General features: G+C 44.0%; 16 protein-coding genes and 1 tRNA gene. 5 read left to right on the top strand and 12 right to left on the bottom strand.

Annotation, left to right across the window (positions count from 1 at the left end; genetic code table 11):
* The first annotated feature begins 102 nt into the window (after positions 1 to 102).
* Positions 103 to 777: an OmpA/MotB family protein gene (locus LEP1GSC060_RS02355; protein ID WP_002995417.1), complete on the top strand. Its 675-nt coding sequence runs from the start codon at positions 103 to 105 to the stop codon at positions 775 to 777.
* A 29-nt stretch (positions 778 to 806) separates the two neighbouring features.
* On the opposite strand, the gene LEP1GSC060_RS02350 is transcribed toward LEP1GSC060_RS02355, so the two are convergent.
* From LEP1GSC060_RS02350 to LEP1GSC060_RS20230, 4 genes are all read right to left on the bottom strand, one after another.
* Positions 807 to 1,163 (bottom strand): DoxX family protein, encoded by a 357-nt coding sequence (locus tag LEP1GSC060_RS02350; RefSeq protein ID WP_002994960.1) that lies wholly within the window; start codon positions 1,161 to 1,163, stop codon positions 807 to 809.
* Between the two features lie 83 nt (positions 1,164 to 1,246).
* Entirely contained in the window at positions 1,247 to 1,636 is a 390-nt protein-coding gene (locus tag LEP1GSC060_RS02345; RefSeq protein WP_036095151.1) for a hypothetical protein, read from the bottom strand.
* 100 nt (positions 1,637 to 1,736) lie between these two features.
* The gene (leuS, locus tag LEP1GSC060_RS02340; RefSeq protein WP_002995549.1) at positions 1,737 to 4,328 is read right to left on the bottom strand and encodes a leucine--tRNA ligase; all 2,592 of its coding nucleotides are present in this window, start codon (positions 4,326 to 4,328) and stop codon (positions 1,737 to 1,739) included.
* Between the two features lie 8 nt (positions 4,329 to 4,336).
* Complete coding sequence (locus LEP1GSC060_RS20230; protein WP_002995040.1) at positions 4,337 to 4,504, bottom strand: hypothetical protein; 168 nt, start codon at positions 4,502 to 4,504, stop codon at positions 4,337 to 4,339.
* A 301-nt stretch (positions 4,505 to 4,805) separates the two neighbouring features.
* On the opposite strand from LEP1GSC060_RS20230, the gene LEP1GSC060_RS02335 reads away from it, so the two are divergent.
* On the top strand, positions 4,806 to 5,588 hold the full coding sequence (locus tag LEP1GSC060_RS02335; protein WP_002994989.1) for an ABC transporter ATP-binding protein: 783 nt from the start codon (positions 4,806 to 4,808) through the stop codon (positions 5,586 to 5,588).
* Entirely contained in the window at positions 5,585 to 8,122 is a 2,538-nt protein-coding gene (locus LEP1GSC060_RS02330) for an ABC transporter permease (RefSeq protein WP_002994838.1), read from the top strand. The genes LEP1GSC060_RS02335 and LEP1GSC060_RS02330 overlap by 4 nt, the downstream gene beginning before the upstream one ends.
* A 169-nt stretch (positions 8,123 to 8,291) precedes the next feature.
* On the opposite strand, the gene LEP1GSC060_RS02325 is transcribed toward LEP1GSC060_RS02330, so the two are convergent.
* The 7 genes from LEP1GSC060_RS02325 to hrcA all read right to left on the bottom strand — a co-directional run bounded on the left by LEP1GSC060_RS02325 (position 8,292) and on the right by hrcA (position 15,402).
* Complete coding sequence (locus LEP1GSC060_RS02325) at positions 8,292 to 8,579, bottom strand: hypothetical protein (protein WP_002995472.1); 288 nt, start codon at positions 8,577 to 8,579, stop codon at positions 8,292 to 8,294.
* A 63-nt stretch (positions 8,580 to 8,642) separates the two neighbouring features.
* Positions 8,643 to 9,191 carry a YqgE/AlgH family protein gene (locus LEP1GSC060_RS02320; RefSeq protein WP_002995266.1) on the bottom strand — a complete coding sequence of 183 codons (549 nt, stop codon included), beginning with the start codon at positions 9,189 to 9,191 and terminating at the stop codon, positions 8,643 to 8,645.
* A gap of 23 nt (positions 9,192 to 9,214) precedes the next feature.
* The gene (locus tag LEP1GSC060_RS02315) at positions 9,215 to 10,183 is read right to left on the bottom strand and encodes a Gfo/Idh/MocA family protein (RefSeq protein ID WP_002995559.1); all 969 of its coding nucleotides are present in this window, start codon (positions 10,181 to 10,183) and stop codon (positions 9,215 to 9,217) included.
* 183 nt (positions 10,184 to 10,366) lie between these two features.
* Positions 10,367 to 11,488, bottom strand: coding sequence for a molecular chaperone DnaJ (gene dnaJ, locus LEP1GSC060_RS02310; RefSeq protein WP_002995326.1), 1,122 nt, complete (start codon positions 11,486 to 11,488; stop codon positions 10,367 to 10,369).
* Between the two features lie 230 nt (positions 11,489 to 11,718).
* The gene (dnaK, locus tag LEP1GSC060_RS02305; protein WP_002995049.1) at positions 11,719 to 13,659 is read right to left on the bottom strand and encodes a molecular chaperone DnaK; all 1,941 of its coding nucleotides are present in this window, start codon (positions 13,657 to 13,659) and stop codon (positions 11,719 to 11,721) included.
* Between the two features lie 34 nt (positions 13,660 to 13,693).
* Complete coding sequence (grpE, locus tag LEP1GSC060_RS02300) at positions 13,694 to 14,359, bottom strand: nucleotide exchange factor GrpE (RefSeq protein WP_002994979.1); 666 nt, start codon at positions 14,357 to 14,359, stop codon at positions 13,694 to 13,696.
* 14 nt (positions 14,360 to 14,373) lie between these two features.
* Positions 14,374 to 15,402: a heat-inducible transcriptional repressor HrcA gene (gene hrcA / locus LEP1GSC060_RS02295; protein ID WP_002995271.1), complete on the bottom strand. Its 1,029-nt coding sequence runs from the start codon at positions 15,400 to 15,402 to the stop codon at positions 14,374 to 14,376.
* A gap of 437 nt (positions 15,403 to 15,839) precedes the next feature.
* Here hrcA and LEP1GSC060_RS02290 point away from each other — a divergent pair, with 437 nt between their 5' ends.
* Together LEP1GSC060_RS02290 and LEP1GSC060_RS02285 are read left to right on the top strand one after the other, a co-directional pair.
* On the top strand, positions 15,840 to 17,648 hold the full coding sequence (locus tag LEP1GSC060_RS02290) for a penicillin-binding protein (RefSeq protein WP_036095150.1): 1,809 nt from the start codon (positions 15,840 to 15,842) through the stop codon (positions 17,646 to 17,648).
* 40 nt (positions 17,649 to 17,688) lie between these two features.
* The gene (locus tag LEP1GSC060_RS02285) at positions 17,689 to 19,767 is read left to right on the top strand and encodes a motility associated factor glycosyltransferase family protein (RefSeq protein WP_036095218.1); all 2,079 of its coding nucleotides are present in this window, start codon (positions 17,689 to 17,691) and stop codon (positions 19,765 to 19,767) included.
* Positions 19,768 to 19,811: 44 nt separating this feature from the next.
* Here the strand turns inward: LEP1GSC060_RS02285 and LEP1GSC060_RS02280 are convergent.
* A tRNA-Pro gene (locus LEP1GSC060_RS02280) sits at positions 19,812 to 19,883 on the bottom strand.

Here is a 19,883-nt window from a genome sequence, read left to right as displayed (position 1 = left end):
AATTGTTTACTTGATGAAAAGATTTTTTTTATTCATTCATCTATCTTTTGTTTTTTTACGATTCGCCGACAAATAAAATAGATATTATTTCGGCGGAATTTCATGAAATTTAAGTTTCTTTCTGTTTTTGTTATTTTGACCCTGGCCCGGTGTGTTTCCAATTCGAAATATGAATCTCTTCTAAAGTCCTACGAAGAGTCGAAATTGGAAAACCAAAGGATTCTTGGAGAAAAAGGGGATCTTTCCCGTTCTTTAGACGAATTAAAACGAATTCAAGAAGAATCCGAGCAAAGAATTCAGGAATACAGAGGACTGATGTCGGCTTTTCGATCCTTAATCGACGCGGGTAAACTTAAAATCAAGATCATAGACGGAAGGATGGTCGTAGTTCTTTCCTCGGACATTCTCTTTCCGGTGGGTTCCGCATTTTTATCCCCCGCCGGAACTGCGGCGATTCGGGAAGTGACCGTATTACTCGCTTCTTTGGAAGGAAAACGTTTTCAAATAGAAGGTCATACGGACGATACTCCTACCGGTATCAAAGGTTATACGAATTGGGAATTGGCTTCCTCAAGAGCGCTTAACGTTCTTCACACGATGATTAAGGCGGGTATGCCCGAAGTGAGAATCAGCGCCGCGAGTATGGGAGCCTCCAGACCCGCGCTTCCGAATACATCCCCCGAAAATCGTTCCGCAAATCGAAGAATCGAGATCGTAATCGTTCCGGATTTAAGTAATCTTCCCGGAATGGAAGAGTTGAGAAAATATTCCAATTAATTTTTCCGGAATATTCTAAAAATTGAATTTTAGGTGAAGATATAAGCCCAATAAATCAATAAAAGCTGAAGGGGGAGCCTTAAAAGTAGAGCCCATTTCGGAGGATCGGTTTTTCTTCTGGATCGATAATGATATAAGTTTGCCGGAAACACGGCGATCAATAAAAGGATCACTCCCCAAGCTCCGAGTTGCCTCGTATCGGAAAACAATAACATCGCTCCGAGCTCTATTTCGATCGCGCCGCTAAGATAAACTACAAATTTAGGATAAGGAATATAAGGGGGCATAATCCTCAGATAAAATTTTGGTAATACGAAATGGAGTATTCCCGCTACGATGTATAAGATCGCCATCGTATAAAGGCTGATGATTTTTAAGTCCGACATAAATTTTCCTTTTTATAATATAAAACTAAGCTTAAGCGATTACCTCAAAGGAAATCGGAAATTTAGATTCATAAATCAAAAATTTATTTTTTGAGTTCCTTCAAATAGGAGATCAATTCCGGAGAAACTTGAATCGGTCTTTTTCTATAAGTTTTTTTGTATTCTTTCTTAAATTCTTTGTGACAGGATTTGCAGGACTGTTCGTAGTCCTTCGTCTTCAAGGCTTCCTGAGATATTTCAGTCCACTTGGCTTTTTGTTCTTCGAGTGCGAAGTCCGGAATTGTAGTCAGGATTTTTTCGATGTATTCCGGTTTTCCTTTTTTTGCGGCTTTGACTGCGGCTTTCGCATAATCTTCCATAAAGTCGTGAACCGTCGTTTCAATTTTTCTTTCCGGTCCGGCCGAGAGCGAAACGGTTATAAGAGCGGAGAACAAGGCAGCAATTGCCGTTAAAAAGGAGATTGTTTTTTTCATTCAAATCCTCGAGTGTTTATATCCTGGTTTGTGGAATTCAGATTCCATTCTTTCAGGAATTTTGTCAATCTTTGAAGAATTGAAAGTGTTCCGGCTCGGATCAACCGATCACGATGTTGACTAACTTTCCGGGAACGTAGATTTCCTTGCGGATCGTTTTTCCTTCCAAAATTCCCTTGATTTTATCCAGATTTTTAGCCAAAGAAATCGCATCCGACTGAGAAACTTCTTTCGGAGCTTTGAACTCGTCTCGTAATTTTCCGTTTACTTGAACCACGATCAGAATTTCCGATTCGATCAGATATTGAGGATCGGCTTCCGGAAATTTTGCGTCGGTAAGAGATTCTTTTCTGCCGGAACGTTTCCAGAGTTCCTCCGCGAGATGCGGAGCAAACGGGGCCAGTAGAAGAATGAAAGATTCCAACACTTCTTTCGGTCTTCTTTCCGAAGGAGTAAACTCGTTCACAAAAATCATCAGTTGAGAAATCGCGGTGTTGAAAGAAAAGTTCGGAATGTCTTCGCCGACTTTTTGAATCGTTTTATGAAGAATTTTCAATTCTTCCGGAGTCGGCGCGATCTCGTCTAAACGAAACGATTCTCCTTCTCCGGAATGAAAGAGTCTCCAGATTCTATTCAAAAAACGGAATACACCTTCCACACCCCTCGTACTCCAGGGTTTTACCATTTCGAGCGGACCCATAAACATCTCGAAAAGCCGCAAACTGTCCGCCCCGTATTCTTGGATGACGTCGTCGGGGTTGACTACGTTTCCCAGAGACTTGGACATCTTACGTTTGTCTTCTCCGAGGATCAAACCTTGATGAATCAGTTTGGCGAACGGTTCCTGAGTGGAAACGACTCCGATATCGAATAGGAATTTATGCCAAAATCTCGAATAAAGAAGGTGAAGCACCGCGTGTTCGGAACCGCCTACGTAAAGATCGACGGGCATCCATTTCTTTTCCAACTCGGGATCACAAAAAAGTTTTCCGTTTTTCGGATCGATATAACGCAGGTAATACCAACAAGAACCGGCCCATTGAGGCATCGTGTTCGTTTCTCTGGTTCCGATTTCTCCAGTTTCCGGATCTTTGTATTGTAACCATTCTTTGGCGAGGGCGAGAGGGGACTCTCCCGTACCGGAAGGTTTAAACTCTTCTAAATTAGGAAGTTCTAATGGAAGTTCGGATTCGGGAATCGGCTTTGTGACTCCGGAAGGATAATGAACCAACGGAATCGGTTCTCCCCAATATCTTTGTCTTGCAAAGAGCCAGTCTCTGAGTTTGAATTGAATCTTTTTCTTTCCGATCTTTTTGGATTCCGCCCAAACGATAATCTTGGAAGAAGCGGAAGTATAATCCAATCCGTCGATAGAAATTTCGGAAGAAGACGAGTGGATGCAGGTCGACGTTTTAGAATCGAAGGCCGCGTCCGCGATTTCCCCTTTGATGACCGGAAGAATTTTGAGTCCGAATGTTTTTGCGAACTCATAGTCTCGTTGATCGTGAGCGGGAACGGCCATGATCGCTCCGGTTCCGTATCCGTATAACACGTAATCGCTGATCCAAACTGGGATTTCCTGAGAAGGATCGGCGGGATTGAGAACGAAAGCGCCCGTAAAAACGCCGGTTTTTTCCTTGTTCAACTCCATCCGATCCAAATCGCTTTTTAAGGAAGAAAGTTTTTGGTATTCTTCCACCTTTTGTTTTTGTTCGGGAGTTGTGATTTCGGAAACGATCGGATGTTCCGGAGCCACGACCATATAAGTCACTCCGAAAATCGTATCGGGTCTTGTGGTAAAAATTCGAATTCCGTCCAAGCCGCCGTTTAAGGTTTTTTTAAACGGAAATGTGATTTCCAGACCTTCGCTTTTGCCGATCCAGTTTTTTTGCATCTCTAAAGTAGAAGGAGGCCACTGAACGAGTTTGAGATCTTCCAAAAGACGATCCGCGTAAGCGGTGATTCTCATCATATACTGACGCATCGGTTTGCGAACGACTTCGTAACCTTTGCCCACCCATTCTTCCACTTCTTCGTTGGCGAGAACGGTTCCGAGCGCCTCGCACCAGTTTACCGGAATTTCGGCCTGATACACCAATCTGAAATCGGAAAGAATTTTTTCTTGATTGGCGACGGAGAATTGTTTCCATTCCTCTGCGCTGAATGGCTCGTAATCCAGGCCCGCAGAGCCTTTTGTGGAAAATCTTTGGATGAGTGTGTGGATGGATTCCGCTTTTTTAAGCTCGGGATGGAACCAGGATTGATAGAGTTTGATAAAGATCCACTGTGTAAATTTATAATAATCAGGATCCGTCGTGGATAACTCTCGGGACCAGTCGTAAGAAAGACCGATCCTCTGAATTTGGCGGCGAAAATTATCGATATTGTTTTTTGTGGTGATTGCCGGATGAATTCCGGTCTGCATCGCGTAACGTTCTGCGGGAAGACCGAATGCATCCCAACCCATGGGATGCAGAACTTCGAAACCTTTCATTCTTTTAAATCGGGAAAGAATGTCGGTTGCCGTATATCCTTCCGGATGACCTACGTGAAGTCCGGCTCCGGAAGGATAAGGAAACATATCCAAGCAGTAGAATTTCGGTTTAGAAGATCGGATGTTTGTCTGAAAGCTTTTGTTTTCTTCCCAGAATTTTTGCCAAAAGGATTCTACTTCCTGAAACGGATATTGCATTTCGATCCTTACTTTCTTACTGAGTCGATTACCTTGATCAATCTTTGAAACGTTTTACTCAAACAAGATTTGCAAAGATCGTATTGGTAAAGTTGTGCGACTTTCGATCTGCATCCGGTGCAAGTCAAGATTTGGACTTCTTTCGGCTTTGTTTCTTTTTCTTCAAGTAATTGCATTTTGCTCCCAGATATATCCATACTGATTTGTTTTATTTACAGACTGTCAATAAATCCGGAAAGAAATTGGATCCAACAACATCCCTTCCCGGCGAATCGGAGATTACGTTATAAAAACCAGGTTGTTTAGAGTCAAAAAAAAATAACGGACCTCGATCGGAAATAAGTGGAATTTTTTTTTAAAAAAATCCGATCTTTTGTTTTATGTGGAATGCTTTTTTAAAAGCGGGTTTCCAATCTAGGATAGTCGATCGATTGGAAATTTATTTTTTTTTCAATCCGATAAGGAAAGGTGTTTGGTTTGTTACAAGTAAAAAATATCAATAAGTCTTATTTAGTTTCCGGAAAAAAACTCGAAGTATTAAAAGACGTTTCCTTTCGGATTGAAGAAGGGGAATTCATCGCGATCATCGGACCTTCGGGTTCCGGAAAGTCCACATTGCTCGCTATTTCAGCGGGTTTGGATCGCCCCGACGATGGAGAAGTCGTTTTAGACGGTGTTCCTCTTTTAAAAAAGAACGAAGACGAACTTGCAAGGCTGAGAGGAGAGAAGATCGGATTCATCTTTCAAAATTTTCAGTTGATAAAATCTCTCAACGCGTTGGAAAACGTATCGTTACCTCTCGTGTTGAATTCTAAATTGAATTCCACTCAAATCAGAGATCGGGCTTTGACTTGGTTGGAAAAAGTTTCCATGAAAGAAAGGGCATCCAACTTTCCGGGACAACTTTCCGGAGGAGAAGAACAACGAATCGCGATCGCAAGATCTTTCATACACAATCCGAAAATTCTTTTTGCGGACGAGCCGACCGCGAACTTGGATAAAAAAAACGGAGAGATGGTGATGAATCTTCTCGCGGAGTTGAATCAAAAAACCTCTTCGACGTTAATCGTAGTCACTCACGATCGTTCCGTGGCGGAACTCGCCGATCGTGTATTAGAAATGAGTGATGGACGTATCGTCAAAGAAATTCCGGGAAAGAAAAATCGCTCCTTAAAAAATTCCAAAATTTCCTCCGCAAATAAAAAGCCCGTTTTCCAACGTCCGGCCGCAAAGAAAAAGGTTTCTCGGAAAAAAAGATGAAATTCAAATTATTGATTCAATCCATTTCACGCGACTTTCAATCCAGAAAAAGTTCCGCGTTGCAGATCGTATTGGCGATCGCGATCGGAACCGGCTCCGTTACGGCGATTCACGCTTACAGAGAGGAATTGAGCCGTTCCATTTTAAAGGAAGCGCGCAATTTAATGGGCTCCGATTTGCTCGTTCAATCCTCTTCTCCGTTGACTCGGGAGCAAAGGGAGTTTATGTCCACAAGCCTTCCCAAAGGCTCTGAAACCTCGGAACTCGTGCAGTTTGCTTCCATGCTTCGAAACAAGGAAAACGACGAAACTTCCCTGTCCCTGATCAAAACCATGTCGGGCGGTTTTCCGTTTTACGGCGAGATCGTCACGGAACCCGCGGGTGTTTATCGCAAACTCAAAGAAGGGGAAATTCTACTCGAAGAGAGTTTGATTAAGAATTTAAAACTAAAGATCGGATCCTCCGTTTCGCTGGGAGAAAGGGAATTTATTTTAAAAGGAAAAGTTCTGAAAGAACCGGGAATCGCCGGAAGTTTTCTTTCCATGGCTCCCACATCGATCATATCCGGATCCTCTCTTGCAAAAACGGGACTGGAACAAAGAGGTTCGAGAATCAGTTATTTGGTTCCGATCAAACTCAAGGATCCTTCCGTTGCGGGAAAGTATAAGGAAACGAATTTTAAAGAGTATATTCAAAAAGACTTAACTCTTTACGACTCGACGGAAACGAACTCCGGTTCCAGAAAATTTTTGACAAACACGTTGGATTTTTTCAGTCTCCTCGGTTTGTCCGCGTTTTTCTTGGGAGGAATTTCCATTTTGCTCGTAAGCAGAGCGGGCATCCGGGAAAAGTCGGGAGCGCTGGCGGTTTTGAAGTGTTTGGGAGCGAGTCCGAAAACCGTAAGTTATATCGTCTTGGGAGAATTGTTTTTCTTTTCTTGGATCGGTTCGATTTTAGGCGTCTTATTCGGAAACGTATTGTTGAAATGGATTCCCGATCTTGCGGGAGAAGAGATACTGAGTTTTCAACCGACTCTGGGATTTTCCTCCCTACTCTGGGGGTTTTTGATCGGAATTTTAATTCCTTTTTTCTCTTCCATAGAATCGTTGATCGAGATTCGAACTCTAAAACCGATCCTCGCCCTCAAACAGGAATTTCAAGAGGAAACGAATCGAGTTCCTCGATTCAGAATCACTCAGGTCCTAGGATATTCGATCCTGTTTCTTTTGTTTTTTATGTTGGCCTGGTGGGAAACCGAAAGCCCTTTGAAAGGTTTGATTCTCTGTTCTGTTTTACTCGTTCTACCGTTGATCGTATTTTTAGTATATTCCGGAATTAGAATATTGATTTCCGGGTCCAGGGATCAAAGCGACTTTTCTCCGTTGGTAAGATTTATCATCGGAAAATTCGACAGACCTGGAACCTCTCTTTCGCTTTCCGTCATCGGTTTGACGAGTTCTCTTTTTATACTTCTTTTGTCTCTGATCGTAAGCGAAAGTCTTTTGGAATACAGCGGAGCCAAGGATAAGGAAAGAAGACCGAATCTTTTCGTGATGGATATTAGAGCCGGACAAAAGGAACATTTCGAAGAAATTGCGAAGGAATTCGGCGCGGAGAAGGTGATCGTTGCGCCCGTGATCGGAGCGAGATTGTCCAAGATCAACGGGGAAACGGTAAAGAAGGACGAAACCGAAACCTCCGCCTTCAAAAGAGATTGGCGATCCACCGCGAGAACCCGGGAATATTTTCTTTCGTATCGAAACGATCCGTATCCTACGGAAAAAATCGTAGACGGAGATTTTTGGAGAAAGGGGGAAGAGGATCAAATTTCGATCGAAAAGGAATTCTCCACGTATTTAAAAGTAAACTTGGGAGACAGTCTGACTTTTCTTGTCGGAGGTGTGGAAGTGACCGGTGTGATTCGGAACTTCAGAACCGTAAACTGGGCGGACATGAGGCCGAACTTTGTCGTTTTGTTCTCCAAAGGAATTTTGGAAAAGGCTCCGAGTTATTATCTGAGTTCTTTAAGGATCGAGTCCGAGGAAACAAGATACGACCTTCAGAAAAATCTGATCTCGAAATATCCGAATTTAACGATCATCGATACGGACAAGGCCGTGCGCGCCTTCCTTGGGATTTTGGAAAAAATTTCTTTTACGATTCGATTGATGACCTGGTTGATCTTGGGAGCCTCGTTGTTGCTCGTTTTGACCGCTTTGAACTCGAGTCGCAAAGAAAGAATCGAAGAGACGACTTTGTTGCGTATCATCGGCGGAACGTCCGGTTTTTTGAAAAAGGTTTTTTTGTGGGAAGGAATTCTTCTGGGAACGTTTTCGTTTTTGTTGGCCTTGTTGTTAGCTTGGGCTGCGAGTGTCTTGATCGGTCGACAAGTTTTAGAGATACAATCCTCACATCCGTTTTTTGAGTATGGAATCGTATATGTGTTTACGATTTTTGCGACCACTTCGGTTTATTATTGGAACCTAAGAGGAGAGTGGAAAAATCCTCCCGTTAGTTTTATGAAGGCGCTTTGAAGTTTTGAGATCGTTTTTATTTCGCAGATTTACGGTCGTCGGTGTCGACCGGTTTACGACTTACGAAAACGTCCAAAGAGCGTCGATGAAAATCAAACGCTTTTCGGCTCTATAAGAATTTTATAAATTACGAACGAAGATTTATACGTCGAATTAATGAGGATTTTTATTATCGGTTCGAAACGAAAAGTTCCGGAGTGGAAACGTTCAGTTTAACGGAACAAACCTTGTAATTGGAAGCGGACGGACAGGAAGCGGTTCCGCCTACCTTACAACCTTTGTCCTGACATTTTTTTCTGTTATCAAAAGTATCGGAGCCGACGTATCTGCAATAGTCTCTGCAAAGGTCCGTGGATCCGGAAGTGCAGATATAACAACCGTCTGCGGAAAGGTTTTTGATCGGGAAGAAAGAAATTAGAATCGTAAAAATAAAAAACAGACCTTGAAATTTTTTCATACTTTAACCTCTCGTTTTCTAATCCTAAAAATTCGGACCTCGTTGTAAAGGTTAAAAACTGCTTTAGTTCAACATAGGGTCTTTGGTATGCTCTATGAAATACTTGTAAATTCCGCCCTTACTTTTAAGAGCTTCCTGCCAGGTCGTTTCGGGATCTTGATTTAAAACAAAATCTTTTGTGGCTTCGTGAATCACCCAAGACTTACGATTCATCTCGGTTTCCAATTGGCCCGCGCCCCAACCGGAATAACCTTGGTATACGTGAAACTTGGAAGCGGACTCCAATAATTCCAGAAGAGTGTCGAAACTTCTCGCGAGATACAGACCCGGAATCACTTCGACTCCCGGTTGAGAAATTTTATCGTCTTCGTGTAATACGGATATAAACGTAGGATCGACCGGACCTCCGGAATAGATCGTAAGATTTCGACTAACGTGATTCGGGATGCCTTGGATGACTTCTCCGATGAAAGTTTCTTGTCTTTTATTCAGCACCAAACCGAAGGCGCCTTGACTGTCGTGTTCCACGAGTAAGATAACCGTTTGGTTGAAGTAATCCATAACGATCGAAGAGTTGGAAATTAGAATTTTTCCGTTATAAGTGTCTTCCATGTTTTAACCAATTTTAGACCGGATTACTTTTTAGAAGTTCCGTGAATTTCAGAAAGAATTTGATAGGCGATTTCCAAAGTGGAAACGTCCGAGTTTCTATGTACGATCGGAACCGTTTCTTTTTTTATACAACGGATAAAATGTTCGTGCTCCTGTTTGAGAGGATTGTCTTTGTGAACGAAAATCTTTTCCACGATCGATTCCTGACGATACTTAATCTCTTCGGATAAAAGAAGAATATCGGAAGTGGCCTGTCTATGCAGTTCGATTTCCTGATCCGTAAAATCGAGCATGATGTACACGTCTTTCTGAGTGATATTCAAGGTTCTGATTTTTGCCTGAGTCGCCCTGGACGCGGTGATACTTGCGAGGCAGCCGTTTTCGAATTCGAGTAAGACGCTTGCGACGTCCTCGTGATCGGATAAAACCTTTGTTCCGGACGCCGAGAGTTTTTTAACGGGCGAATTGACCAGATTCAACACGATATCTATGTCGTGAATCATCATGTCGAGGACGACTCCCACGTCTTTGATTCTCGGATTAAAAGGAGCGAGCCTTCTCGATTCGATGAGCAAGGGATCTTTAACAATTTTACCTAATTCTAATACGGCGCCGTTGAATCTTTCCACATGGCCTACGAGAAGAATCAGATTTTTGTCCGCGGCGATTTTTACGAGTTCTTTGGCTTGTTCGGTCGTTTCCGCGATCGGTTTTTCGACTAACACGTGTTTGTTGGCTTCCAGGGCTTTTTTGGCGATTTCATGATGTAAAAAAGTGGGAACGGCGATGACGATCGCGTCCGTTTTCGAAATCAACTCGTCGATCGTTGCAAACGCCGAGGTTTTATGTTTTTCCGCGATTTGTTCGGCTCTTTCGATATCCGAGTCGTAGATTCCCACAAGGACCGCATCGTTAAGGGTTTTCGCCACGTTTACGTGATACTGGCCCATATGTCCGGTTCCGATTACACCGAGTTTTATTCTTTCCGTCATTGTATTTCCTTTTCATTACGCATCTTGAATGCGTGATTCGGGTTCCTTACCCGGTTCTTTATAAAAGCGGATCCTAAACTTTTGCGGCCCTATAATTTTTCAGTCGATAGAAACAAACGAACGGATTTTAGAATTCGTTTCCACCGGACTTTAAAATTTTTTAAATCAAAGAATGAAGTCTTTTTACTTTGTAAAGATTTTTCCCTTGGAGCCTGGAATGTTTTCCCCGGATTCTCTCGCGAATTCTTCTATCAATTCTCTTTGTTTTCTCGTGATCTTTTTCGGAATTTCGATCTTTACCACAACGTGTTGATCTCCTTTACCGTAAGCTCCGAGATAGGGCATTCCATGACCTTTCAACCGGAATACTTGGCCCGATTCCGTTCCTTCCGGAATTTTCATCTTTGCTTTTTTGCCGTCGATCGTTGGGACTTCGATTTCCGCTCCCAGGATCGCTTGAGCCAAGGTGATCTTACGGATGAGAATCAGATCGTTTCCTTGACGTTCGAAAAGTTCGTGCCTTTTTATATGTGTCACTACATAGAGATCGCCGTGAGGTCCGCCGTTGGGTCCGGCTTCACCTTCTCCCGATACTTTGAGTCTGGAGCCGGTTTCCACACCCGGAGGAATTTTGATATTGATCGTTCTGCGTTTTTCTTGAAGACCTTGTCCGCCGCAAGACTTGCAAGGATTGGAAATCGTCGTTCCTTTTCCCCTACAAGTGGGACAAGTAGTGGCTACGGAAAAAAATCCTTGGGTTCTTCGGATCTGACCCGAACCGCCACAATCCGTACAAGTGACCGGCGAACTCCCTTTGCTCGCTCCGGAGCCGTTACAATCTCCGCAAGATTCCAAGCGAGGAATTTCGATTTTGTATTCTCTGCCGAGTGCGGCGTCTTCCAAGGAGACTTCTAAGTTGTAGCGCAAGTCGGTCCCTCTTTGTGGGCCGGATCTTCTTCCGCCGCTAAAACCGCCTCTGCCTCCGCCGCCGAAGAAGTCACCAAAGATATCTCCGAAATCTCCGAAGATGTCGGAAAAGTCCGTGTAGGCGCCTTGACCGAATCCGGCGCCGCCGGTTGCTCCGACACCTGCTTTCCCGAACTGATCGTAAGCCTGACGTTTTTTCGCGTCCCGTAAAACCTCGTAGGCTTCGGTGGCTTCTTTAAATTTTTCCTCGGATTCCTTATCACCCTTGTTTTTATCGGGATGATATTTGATCGCTAACTTACGATATGCGGATTTGATTTCCTCGTCGTTAGCGCTCTTGGAAACTCCAAGAATATCATAGTAACTTCTTTCACTCATTGTTTTATTCCAAAGTTGTGCTGAACGTTCCGCTCTTTTTTTTCGACTTTGTTTTCAACACTTTCGACGATGCCGCGTAGGAAAGTTTTTTAAACTTCCGCACACGGTTAATCTTCAAAGTTTTATCGACTTTTCAAACTTAAATTTCTTATATTCAAAAAATCTAAATATAGAAATATCGAATATGCTTTCGGGACTTATGGACTTGACTCGGATCGCTCCATAAATTCTTACTTTTTCTCATCGTCCACAACGGTATAATCCGCGTCGACGACCTTTTCCCCGTTGTTCGCGGAATTGCCCTGATCGTCCGGCCTTTGTTGGTCGGGTCCGTTCGATCCCGTTGGTTGTTCCGCCCCGGGTGCGCTTTGTGAATAAATCTTAGTCGCGATATCGGAAGCAATTTTAGAAATCGAAGCTTTCGCGGATTCTATTCTCGCCTTATCGTTACTTTCGATCGCTTCCCGAGCGCGTTTGATTTCATCGGTTGCGAGTTGTTTTTCGTTCTCTCCGATTTTATCTCCCGCTTCGTTCACGGTTTTTTCAAGAGAATAAGCGATCGTATCCAACTCGTTTTTCGCTTCGATCACTTCTCTCTGGGCCTTATCTGCCGCCGCGTGCGCTTCCGCGTCTTTGACCATCTTTTGAATTTCGTCTTCGGACAATCCGGAAGAGGATTCGATACGGATCTTTTGTTCCTTACCGGTTCCGAGATCTTTTGCCGAAACGTGAACGATTCCGTTCGCGTCGATATCGAACGTAACTTCGATTTGAGGAACTCCTCTCGGTGCGGGTGGAATACCGATCAAATCAAAACGACCCAGCGTTCTGTTTGCGGAAGCCATTTCTCTTTCCCCTTGAAGAACGTGAATCGATACGGCCGATTGATTGTCCGCCGCCGTAGAAAACACCTGGGATTTTTTGGTAGGTATCGTGGTGTTTCTTTCGATCAGTTTGGTCATCACTCCGCCTAAGGTTTCGATACCGAGGGAAAGAGGAGTTACGTCCAGAAGAAGTACGTCTGAAACTTCTCCCGCTAATACCCCGCCTTGAATCGCGGCGCCCACCGCAACGACTTCGTCCGGGTTTACGGATTTGTTCGGTTCTTTTCCGAAGATCTGTTTTACGAGTTCTTGAACGGCGGGAATTCGAATCGAACCGCCTACCAAGATCACTTCGTCGATTTCGGAAGCTTTGAGTCCGGCGTCGCGAAGCGCATTCTCGCATGGAATTTTCGTACGATCTACAAGAGATTTTGTAAGTTGGTCGAACTTGGCTCTGGAAAGAGTCATATCCAAATGTTTCGGACCCGAAGCATCCGCGGTGATAAACGGAAGATTGATCTGAGTGGACATCGTTCCGGAAAGTTCGATCTTCGCTTTTTCAGCGGCTTCTTTCAATCTCTGAACGGTGTTCTTATCCGCAGAGATATCGATACCGGTTTGGTTTTTAAACTCGGAGATCATCCATTCCATGATCGCCATGTCGAAGTCGTCTCCTCCCAGGTGAGTGTCCCCGTTCGTGGACTTCACTTCGAAAACTCCGTCCGCGAGTTCGAGGATGGAAATGTCGAACGTTCCACCGCCGAGATCGTAAACGGCAATTTTGGAATTGATATGTTTCTTATCAAAACCGTAGGCGAGCGCGGCGGCGGTCGGTTCGTTGATGATCCTTTCCACGTCGAGACCGGCGATTCTTCCCGCGTCCTTAGTCGCTTGACGTTGTTCGTCATTGAAGTAAGCGGGAACGGTGATCACCGCCTTGGTTACTTTTTGGCCGAGATAGTCTTCCGCCGTCTGTTTCATTTTCATGAGAACGCGAGCGGAAATTTCCTGAGGAGTGAATTCTCCCGCGGAAGTTTCAAACTTAACACCCTCGTTTCCGGAACGAACCACTTTGTAGGAAACGTGTTTCATTTCGGATTCGCATTCGCTGAGTCTGCGTCCGATAAATCGTTTTGCGGACCGAATGGTATTAACCGCGTTGGTGATCGCCTGGTTCTTCGCGAACTGACCGACCAGATTTTCCCCTTTTGCAGTAAACGCTACGATAGAAGGAGTGGTTCTCGCTCCTTCGGAGTTTTGAATAACGACCGGGTCTCCGCCTTCCATAACGGATACGACCGAGTTGGTGGTTCCTAGGTCGATTCCTATAATCTTTTCTTTGGACATTGTTTTTCTCCTTTATACTTTCTTGAGATTCTAATTATGCCTTCGGTTTACCGATCCGAACCCTTGCGGGCCGAAGCGTAAACTTGTCTTCGTTTTCCTTGTAGTAATAACCGGGTTGATACACGTCTATCACCGTCTCTTCCGCGTATTGATCCCCTTCTTCGGAGGAAAGGGCTTCCATCGACATCGGATCGAAGGATTCTCCTTTCGGATCAAAACGAACTACATTCGATTTTTCTAATACGGAATAAAATTCCTTGAGAATCATCGCGACCCCGTCCACGAAGGGTTTTAGTTCTTCTGAGGTTGTTTGTGTGGCCGCGACTCTTTCCAAGTTGTCGATCGGATTTAGGAAACCGCTGACGAGCGATTTGACGGCTTCCTTGCGAATCGAAACGAACTCCTGCGCGGAACGGCGTTTGAAGTTTTGAAATTCGGCCCTTTCTCTGGCCCAGGAATCCTTTAAGGACTCCACTTCTTTTTTTGCGGTTTCCAGTTCGGTTTGAAGCGAACGTTCCGGATCGGCGGTTTCAGGATTTTGTACCGATTCCGTCGTCGGCGTTTGTTCCGTTGTTTGTGTTGATTCTTCAGAATTCATATTTTCTAATTTACTTTCCTCTAATGTTTCTGATCGAGAATTTTTCTCGTTGGCCTTTACTTCTTTCGAAGTGTTGTTTTTCGAATTCGACGTTTCGGCCATACATTTTCTCTCCCTTATTTACTAATGCGGGTCACCATTTCGGAGACGAGTTTCGACGTAAAGTCGACGAGCGGTAAGGCTCTGTTATAATCCATTCTCTGCGGGCCTATGATTCCCAAGGCTCCGATCTTTTTTTCTCCCATCTTATAGTTGCAAGTTATGATGGAAACGCCGGACATACTTCGATCCCCGTCTTTTCCGATGATCGTATAAACTCCGTCCTGATCGATGTACTCGGAAAAGAACGTCTTCAAAAATCCCTGATCGTCCATAAGAGAAAGCACTTGAGAAAGTTGTTGTTCTTCGTCCCTGAAATTCGCGTAGAGATTTTTAAACCCGTCGATATACAACGTAACCTCGGAATTGTCCGGAGTCATCGCGGAGGAAATCAGATCCGCGATTCTCGTAAAATCTTCGGGCCCGTCTCTTTGAACCGTAAGTTTCGGAATCACTACATTCTGAATTTCGTATATATCATAACCTTTCAGATTGTCGTTCAGATATTTGGAGATCTGATACAGCGCTTCCTGAGAATAATTCCGATCCACAAAAATATTTCTGTGTAAAACGGTTCCGGATCTCATCACGAGAATCATCAGAATTTCGTCTCCGCGGACGTGGATCAGTTCCAGATGTTTCAGAGTGTCCAAATTTTTTGCCGGACCGATCACGATTCCCGCCGCATTGGACAGGGAAGAAAGCACCGAAGCGGTGGCTTTCAAAATCTGATCGAGTTTGAATTGCATCTTCAGATATTCTTGTTGGATGCGTTGTTTTTCTTTGAGAGTCAGCTCGTATAAAATTACGAGTGAGTCCACGTAAAAACGATATCCCCTTTCCGTGGGAATTCTCCCGCCCGAAGTGTGTTTGGATGCGAGATAACCGTAGTCTTCCAAATCCTTCAACACGGTTCGAATCGAAGCGGGGGAAAGGCCGATGTCGTGTTTATCAAAGAGAGTTTTCGAACCTACGGGTCGATTCTCCTGGATAAACTCGTCTACAAGGGCTTTTAGAATTCTCCGATGGCGTTCTGTGAGATCCATTTGATTTCTGGCACTCTTAATGTTAGAGTGCTAATTGATACAATTAGTTTCCAAATTCCATGAAAAATGTCAAGGAAGAAAGTAATTCAGGTTCGCTTCCGGCATAAAAATCGAATTTTTTTAGCATCGAAGAGGGGAGAGTGCCGGAAAAAGGCCATGTTAAGTGACATAGTGTTGGAATGAAATCGGGACCAGAATATTACGAGATAAAGACATAAATCACTTCAAGTTGAAAAAGTCCTCAGCCTATTCTAACCCAAGAATCTAATCACTCGTCACTCGAAGTGCGGGAACTCCTACGTTTTAGGAGCCGATGGGCGACCCGAGGCTCTCAAAAATCCTCCGGAAACACGAATCTTGGATTTGTAAGGCAAGCGGCCGATTTAAAAACAAACACTTTCCGAAATCCGCACATCGGACGACCTTATAAGTATAGGATGAATTCTCGCAAAACCAGACTCACGATTCTCTTCTCTTTCCTCTGTATTCTTTTCTGCGTTCTCATCGGGAGAGTTGTCTTTCTTACTTTCTTAAACGAAAGAGAAGTCGTTTTAAAAACCGGAGACAGAATCATGCGCGGCGCGATCTACGACCGAAGAGGAATCGAACTCGCGATGACCGTAGATTCCGCGACGATCGGAATTTATCCCGCAAATATCTACGACCCGAATTTTACCGCGGTCCAATTGGCGCCTTATCTTGAAATGCCCTCCGATAAAATCGAATCCATGATTCGGGAAAAAAGTCGCTACTTTCTTTTAAAGAGAGAAATCGACGAATCTCTCGGGAACAAGATCATGGATCTTTCTCTTCCGGGCGTAAGAAGAGAAAGAGAATACAAACGTGTTTATCCGCACGGAAATCTGGCGTCCAGCCTTGTAGGTTTTACCGGAATGGACGACGACCGTGCGATTTCCGGTTTGGAACTTCAATACAATCAGGACTTAATGACTCCGACCGAATCGGATTCTTCGAGAGGAAGTAATCTCCATCTTACGATCGACGGTTTGATTCAGTACAAACTGGAAAAGGCTCTCGGTAAACGATTTGAGGAAACCGGATCGAAAAAGGCCATCGGGATTTTGATGGATATCAACACCGGAAAAATCCTGGCTTCCGCTTCCTTTCCCACGTTCGATCCCAATCAATACAACGAATCGGGAGAGGATTCTCATACGAACTGGGCTATCCGTCACGTCTACGAACCCGGCTCCACGATGAAAATTTTTCTGGCTTCCGTTCTATTCAATGAAAATCTAATACGTCCCGACGAGAAGTTTCACTGTCCCGGTTACGTGGAACTCGGTAAGACAAAAATCAAATGTACGGAAGCTCACGGGCATCTCAATCTCGAAGAGATTCTTCAGTATTCCTGCAACGTGGGAATTATCAAAGCCTCTCAGAAAATTCCGGAAACATTACTTTATGATTATATGAAGAAATTTCAGTTCGGAGAAAAAACCGGCTTTTTACCGAACGAGTCGACGGGTTATTTCCCTCCTTTGAAAAAATGGACTCCCGCAACTTCCATGTTCATGGCGATCGGGCAGGGGATTTCCGTGACTCCGATTCAGTTGGTGGCTTCCGCGGCTTCCGTCGTTAACGGCGGAAGAATGTTAACTCCCCGTGTGGTTTCTCACTTCAGCGATTCTTACGGAGAAATTCTTCACGAGTTTAAAACTCAAGAAACGCCGATCGGAATTCGGGAATACACTACGGAAAGAATTCTCAAAGCGATGACAAGAGTGGTTCAATCCGGAACGGGAAAAAACGCGTACATCCAGGAGTATTCGATCGCGGGTAAAACGGGAACCGGACAAAAAGCCGTTTCGGGAAAAGGTTACGTGGAAGGTTTGTGGTCCGCTTCCTTTTTGGGATTTTTTCCCGCAGAGCGACCTAAAATCGTCGGTCTGATTCTTTTCGACGAACCCAAAGGTGGAACGCATTCGGGCGGAGGATTGGCCGCGCCCGTTTTCAAAGACGTCGTGGAAAATATCATTCCGATCATCGAACAAGGGGAAAAAACATTAAACGTTTCGCTGAAACGTTTTCAAAGAAAGAATACAAAAGCGACTAACGTGGGAGAAATTCCTGATATAGTCGGAAAGAGCAAACGCGAGGCCCTGGAAATTCTGAGACCCCTTGGAATTCCGGTTAAGTTTCATGGAAGCGGGTTTTGTTACGAACAAGAACCGACTCCGGGAAAAAAAATCGGAAACGGAAGACTCAATCTCTATTTCAAGTAAATTTTATATTTCAAATGACAAAGTATATTCTAAAATCATGATGTATTATTCCGTCGACAAATCGGTTCTTGAAAAAAATTTAAAAAGTCTGTCAGTAGCCTTTCCTTCGATCGGCGAGAAAATACGGAAGTCGAGTCCGGATTTTTCCTCGTCTTCCGATTCGTCTTCGTTTATGGGCGCAACATCCGACGATTCGTCTTTTGTTTCGGCTTCATCCGTTTCTACCGATTCATCTACTACTTCGGCTTCGATGGAAATCAAAATTTCCAAAACCGGACATCCCGTTGTCGTCGCCGACGGAATCGCTTTGCATAGTTTGGTGGACCCGATTACGGAATCCAAACGGCTTCTCGAAGGTTTAAAAAAAGAGGATGAGGAAAGGGTATTTCTTTTTTTCGGCGCGGGGGTCGGATACGTAGTTCAAGAAAGTTTAAAATTTAAGAACGTAACGACGGTTTGGATGGAAGCCGAGCCGATCGTCCTACGTTATGCGCTTTCTATTTTTGATTACACCGAGTTTTTAGAATCCGGAAGACTTAGAATTTTATTGTCTCCGATTGGCGAACAGGATCTTCATTCAGCCTTTCGGGGGATTTCCGGTTTTCCGATCAGTTTTATTCCGCATCGGGGAAGCAATCGTTGGAAAAAGGATTCATACGAGGAACTGCGTTTTATCTCGGAAGGATTTTTTCATAAAAAGGACGTAAACATTTCCACTCTGACTCGTTTTGAAAGAATCTGGACCCGGAATTTTATTTCCAATCTTCCCGAACTTTCAAAGATGCAACCGATCGCTTCCTTGTTCGGAATTTGTGAGGGGAAAGCGGACATACTCGTTTGCGGAGCGGGACCTTCTTTGGTTCTTTCTTTGGAGGACATTCGAACTTACAGGGAGAATTTGATTCTCATCGCGGTCGATACCGCGCTTATGGTTCTTTGGAACGCGGGGATCGATCCCGATCTTGTTTTTTCCGTGGACCCCCAGGCCCTCAATACCAAATACTTGGAAGGTTATAACGGCGACGCTAAGATCGTTTTTGATCCTACTTCCTCGTATCATTCTCTGCGGCTTCCCGGAGAATTTAAAAAAGGTTTTTTTACTTCTTCTCCGTTTCCACTGATCAAGATTCTTTCTTCCGAACCGGAAAAAGAAATCGGAACCGTGGATTTCGGAGGTTCGGTTTCGACTAACGCGGTCAGTCTCGCGGAAAAGATGAAAGCTAAAAACATTCTTCTTGTAGGACAGGATCTTTCCTTTCCGGACAAACTCGCGCATTGTAAGGGCGCGGTTTTGGAAGAAAGACTCAATCATATCGAGTCCAGAAAACTCAGAAGAGAATATCACAATCACAAACAGATGACCGCCCTTCCCGTGAAACGCGCTCGTTCGATCCGAGGCGGAGAAATTAGAACCAACGAAAAACTTCTCATCTTCAAAAAATGGTTCGAAGAACATCCGAAAATAAGTCCTTGGTTCAATCTCGGAAAAGAAGGAGCGGTTCTGGAGGGAATTTCCAATCTGGAACTTTCAAAATACATGCAGCAAAATGAATGCGATTTGGAATTCGTTCGATCAACTCGGAACAAAATCGTTAAAATCGCAAATGAGAACGATAAAACCGTAGAAAGTGTAACGGAAAAATTCGGCGGTAATACAAGCAGTTTTGAAATTTCGAAAAGGAACGTTCTCATCGACAGAAACAAAGAACCGAATCCTCGGAAAAAAATTTTTTCCGAACTGATCGTTTTATCGGAACAACTCAAAGGTTTTTCAGAGAAGGTTACGAGAGGAAAAATTCTTTCGGATCTTCTGTATTCTCACATAAAAGACGAGGATCGTTTTAAGGATCGGATTTTGAAAAACCTAAAAGAGATGGATCAAATCGACGAAGAAGTTTCTTCTCGAAAAGGTCTTACTGAAATTTTAGGAATGAGCATTCAAAGAACCGTTTTGATGATCACGGAAGGTTATGAAGGCGGACTGAGTTTGGAAGAAAAGAAAAACGAAAGGTTGGGAGTCGCGAAAAAAAGTCTTCTTTTGTATCAAGGTTTGGAAGACGCTTGTAAACTTCATTCTAAGTTGATTGGAAAGGCGATCGAACGGATGAAACGCGGATAACGCGTGATGGGGAAATGTTCGGGTTTAAAACAAGGTTTAGAATCTCGGAGTGACTGGATTCGAACCAGCGACCCCTTCCCCCCCAGAGAAGTGCGCTACCACTGCGCTACACCCCG

The sequence above is a fragment of the Leptospira weilii serovar Ranarum str. ICFT genome (assembly GCF_000332415.1).
Lineage (GTDB): Bacteria > Spirochaetota > Leptospiria > Leptospirales > Leptospiraceae > Leptospira > Leptospira weilii_A.
Note: the sequence above shows the minus strand (reverse complement) of the source record. Positions and strands in the feature narration are given on the sequence as shown.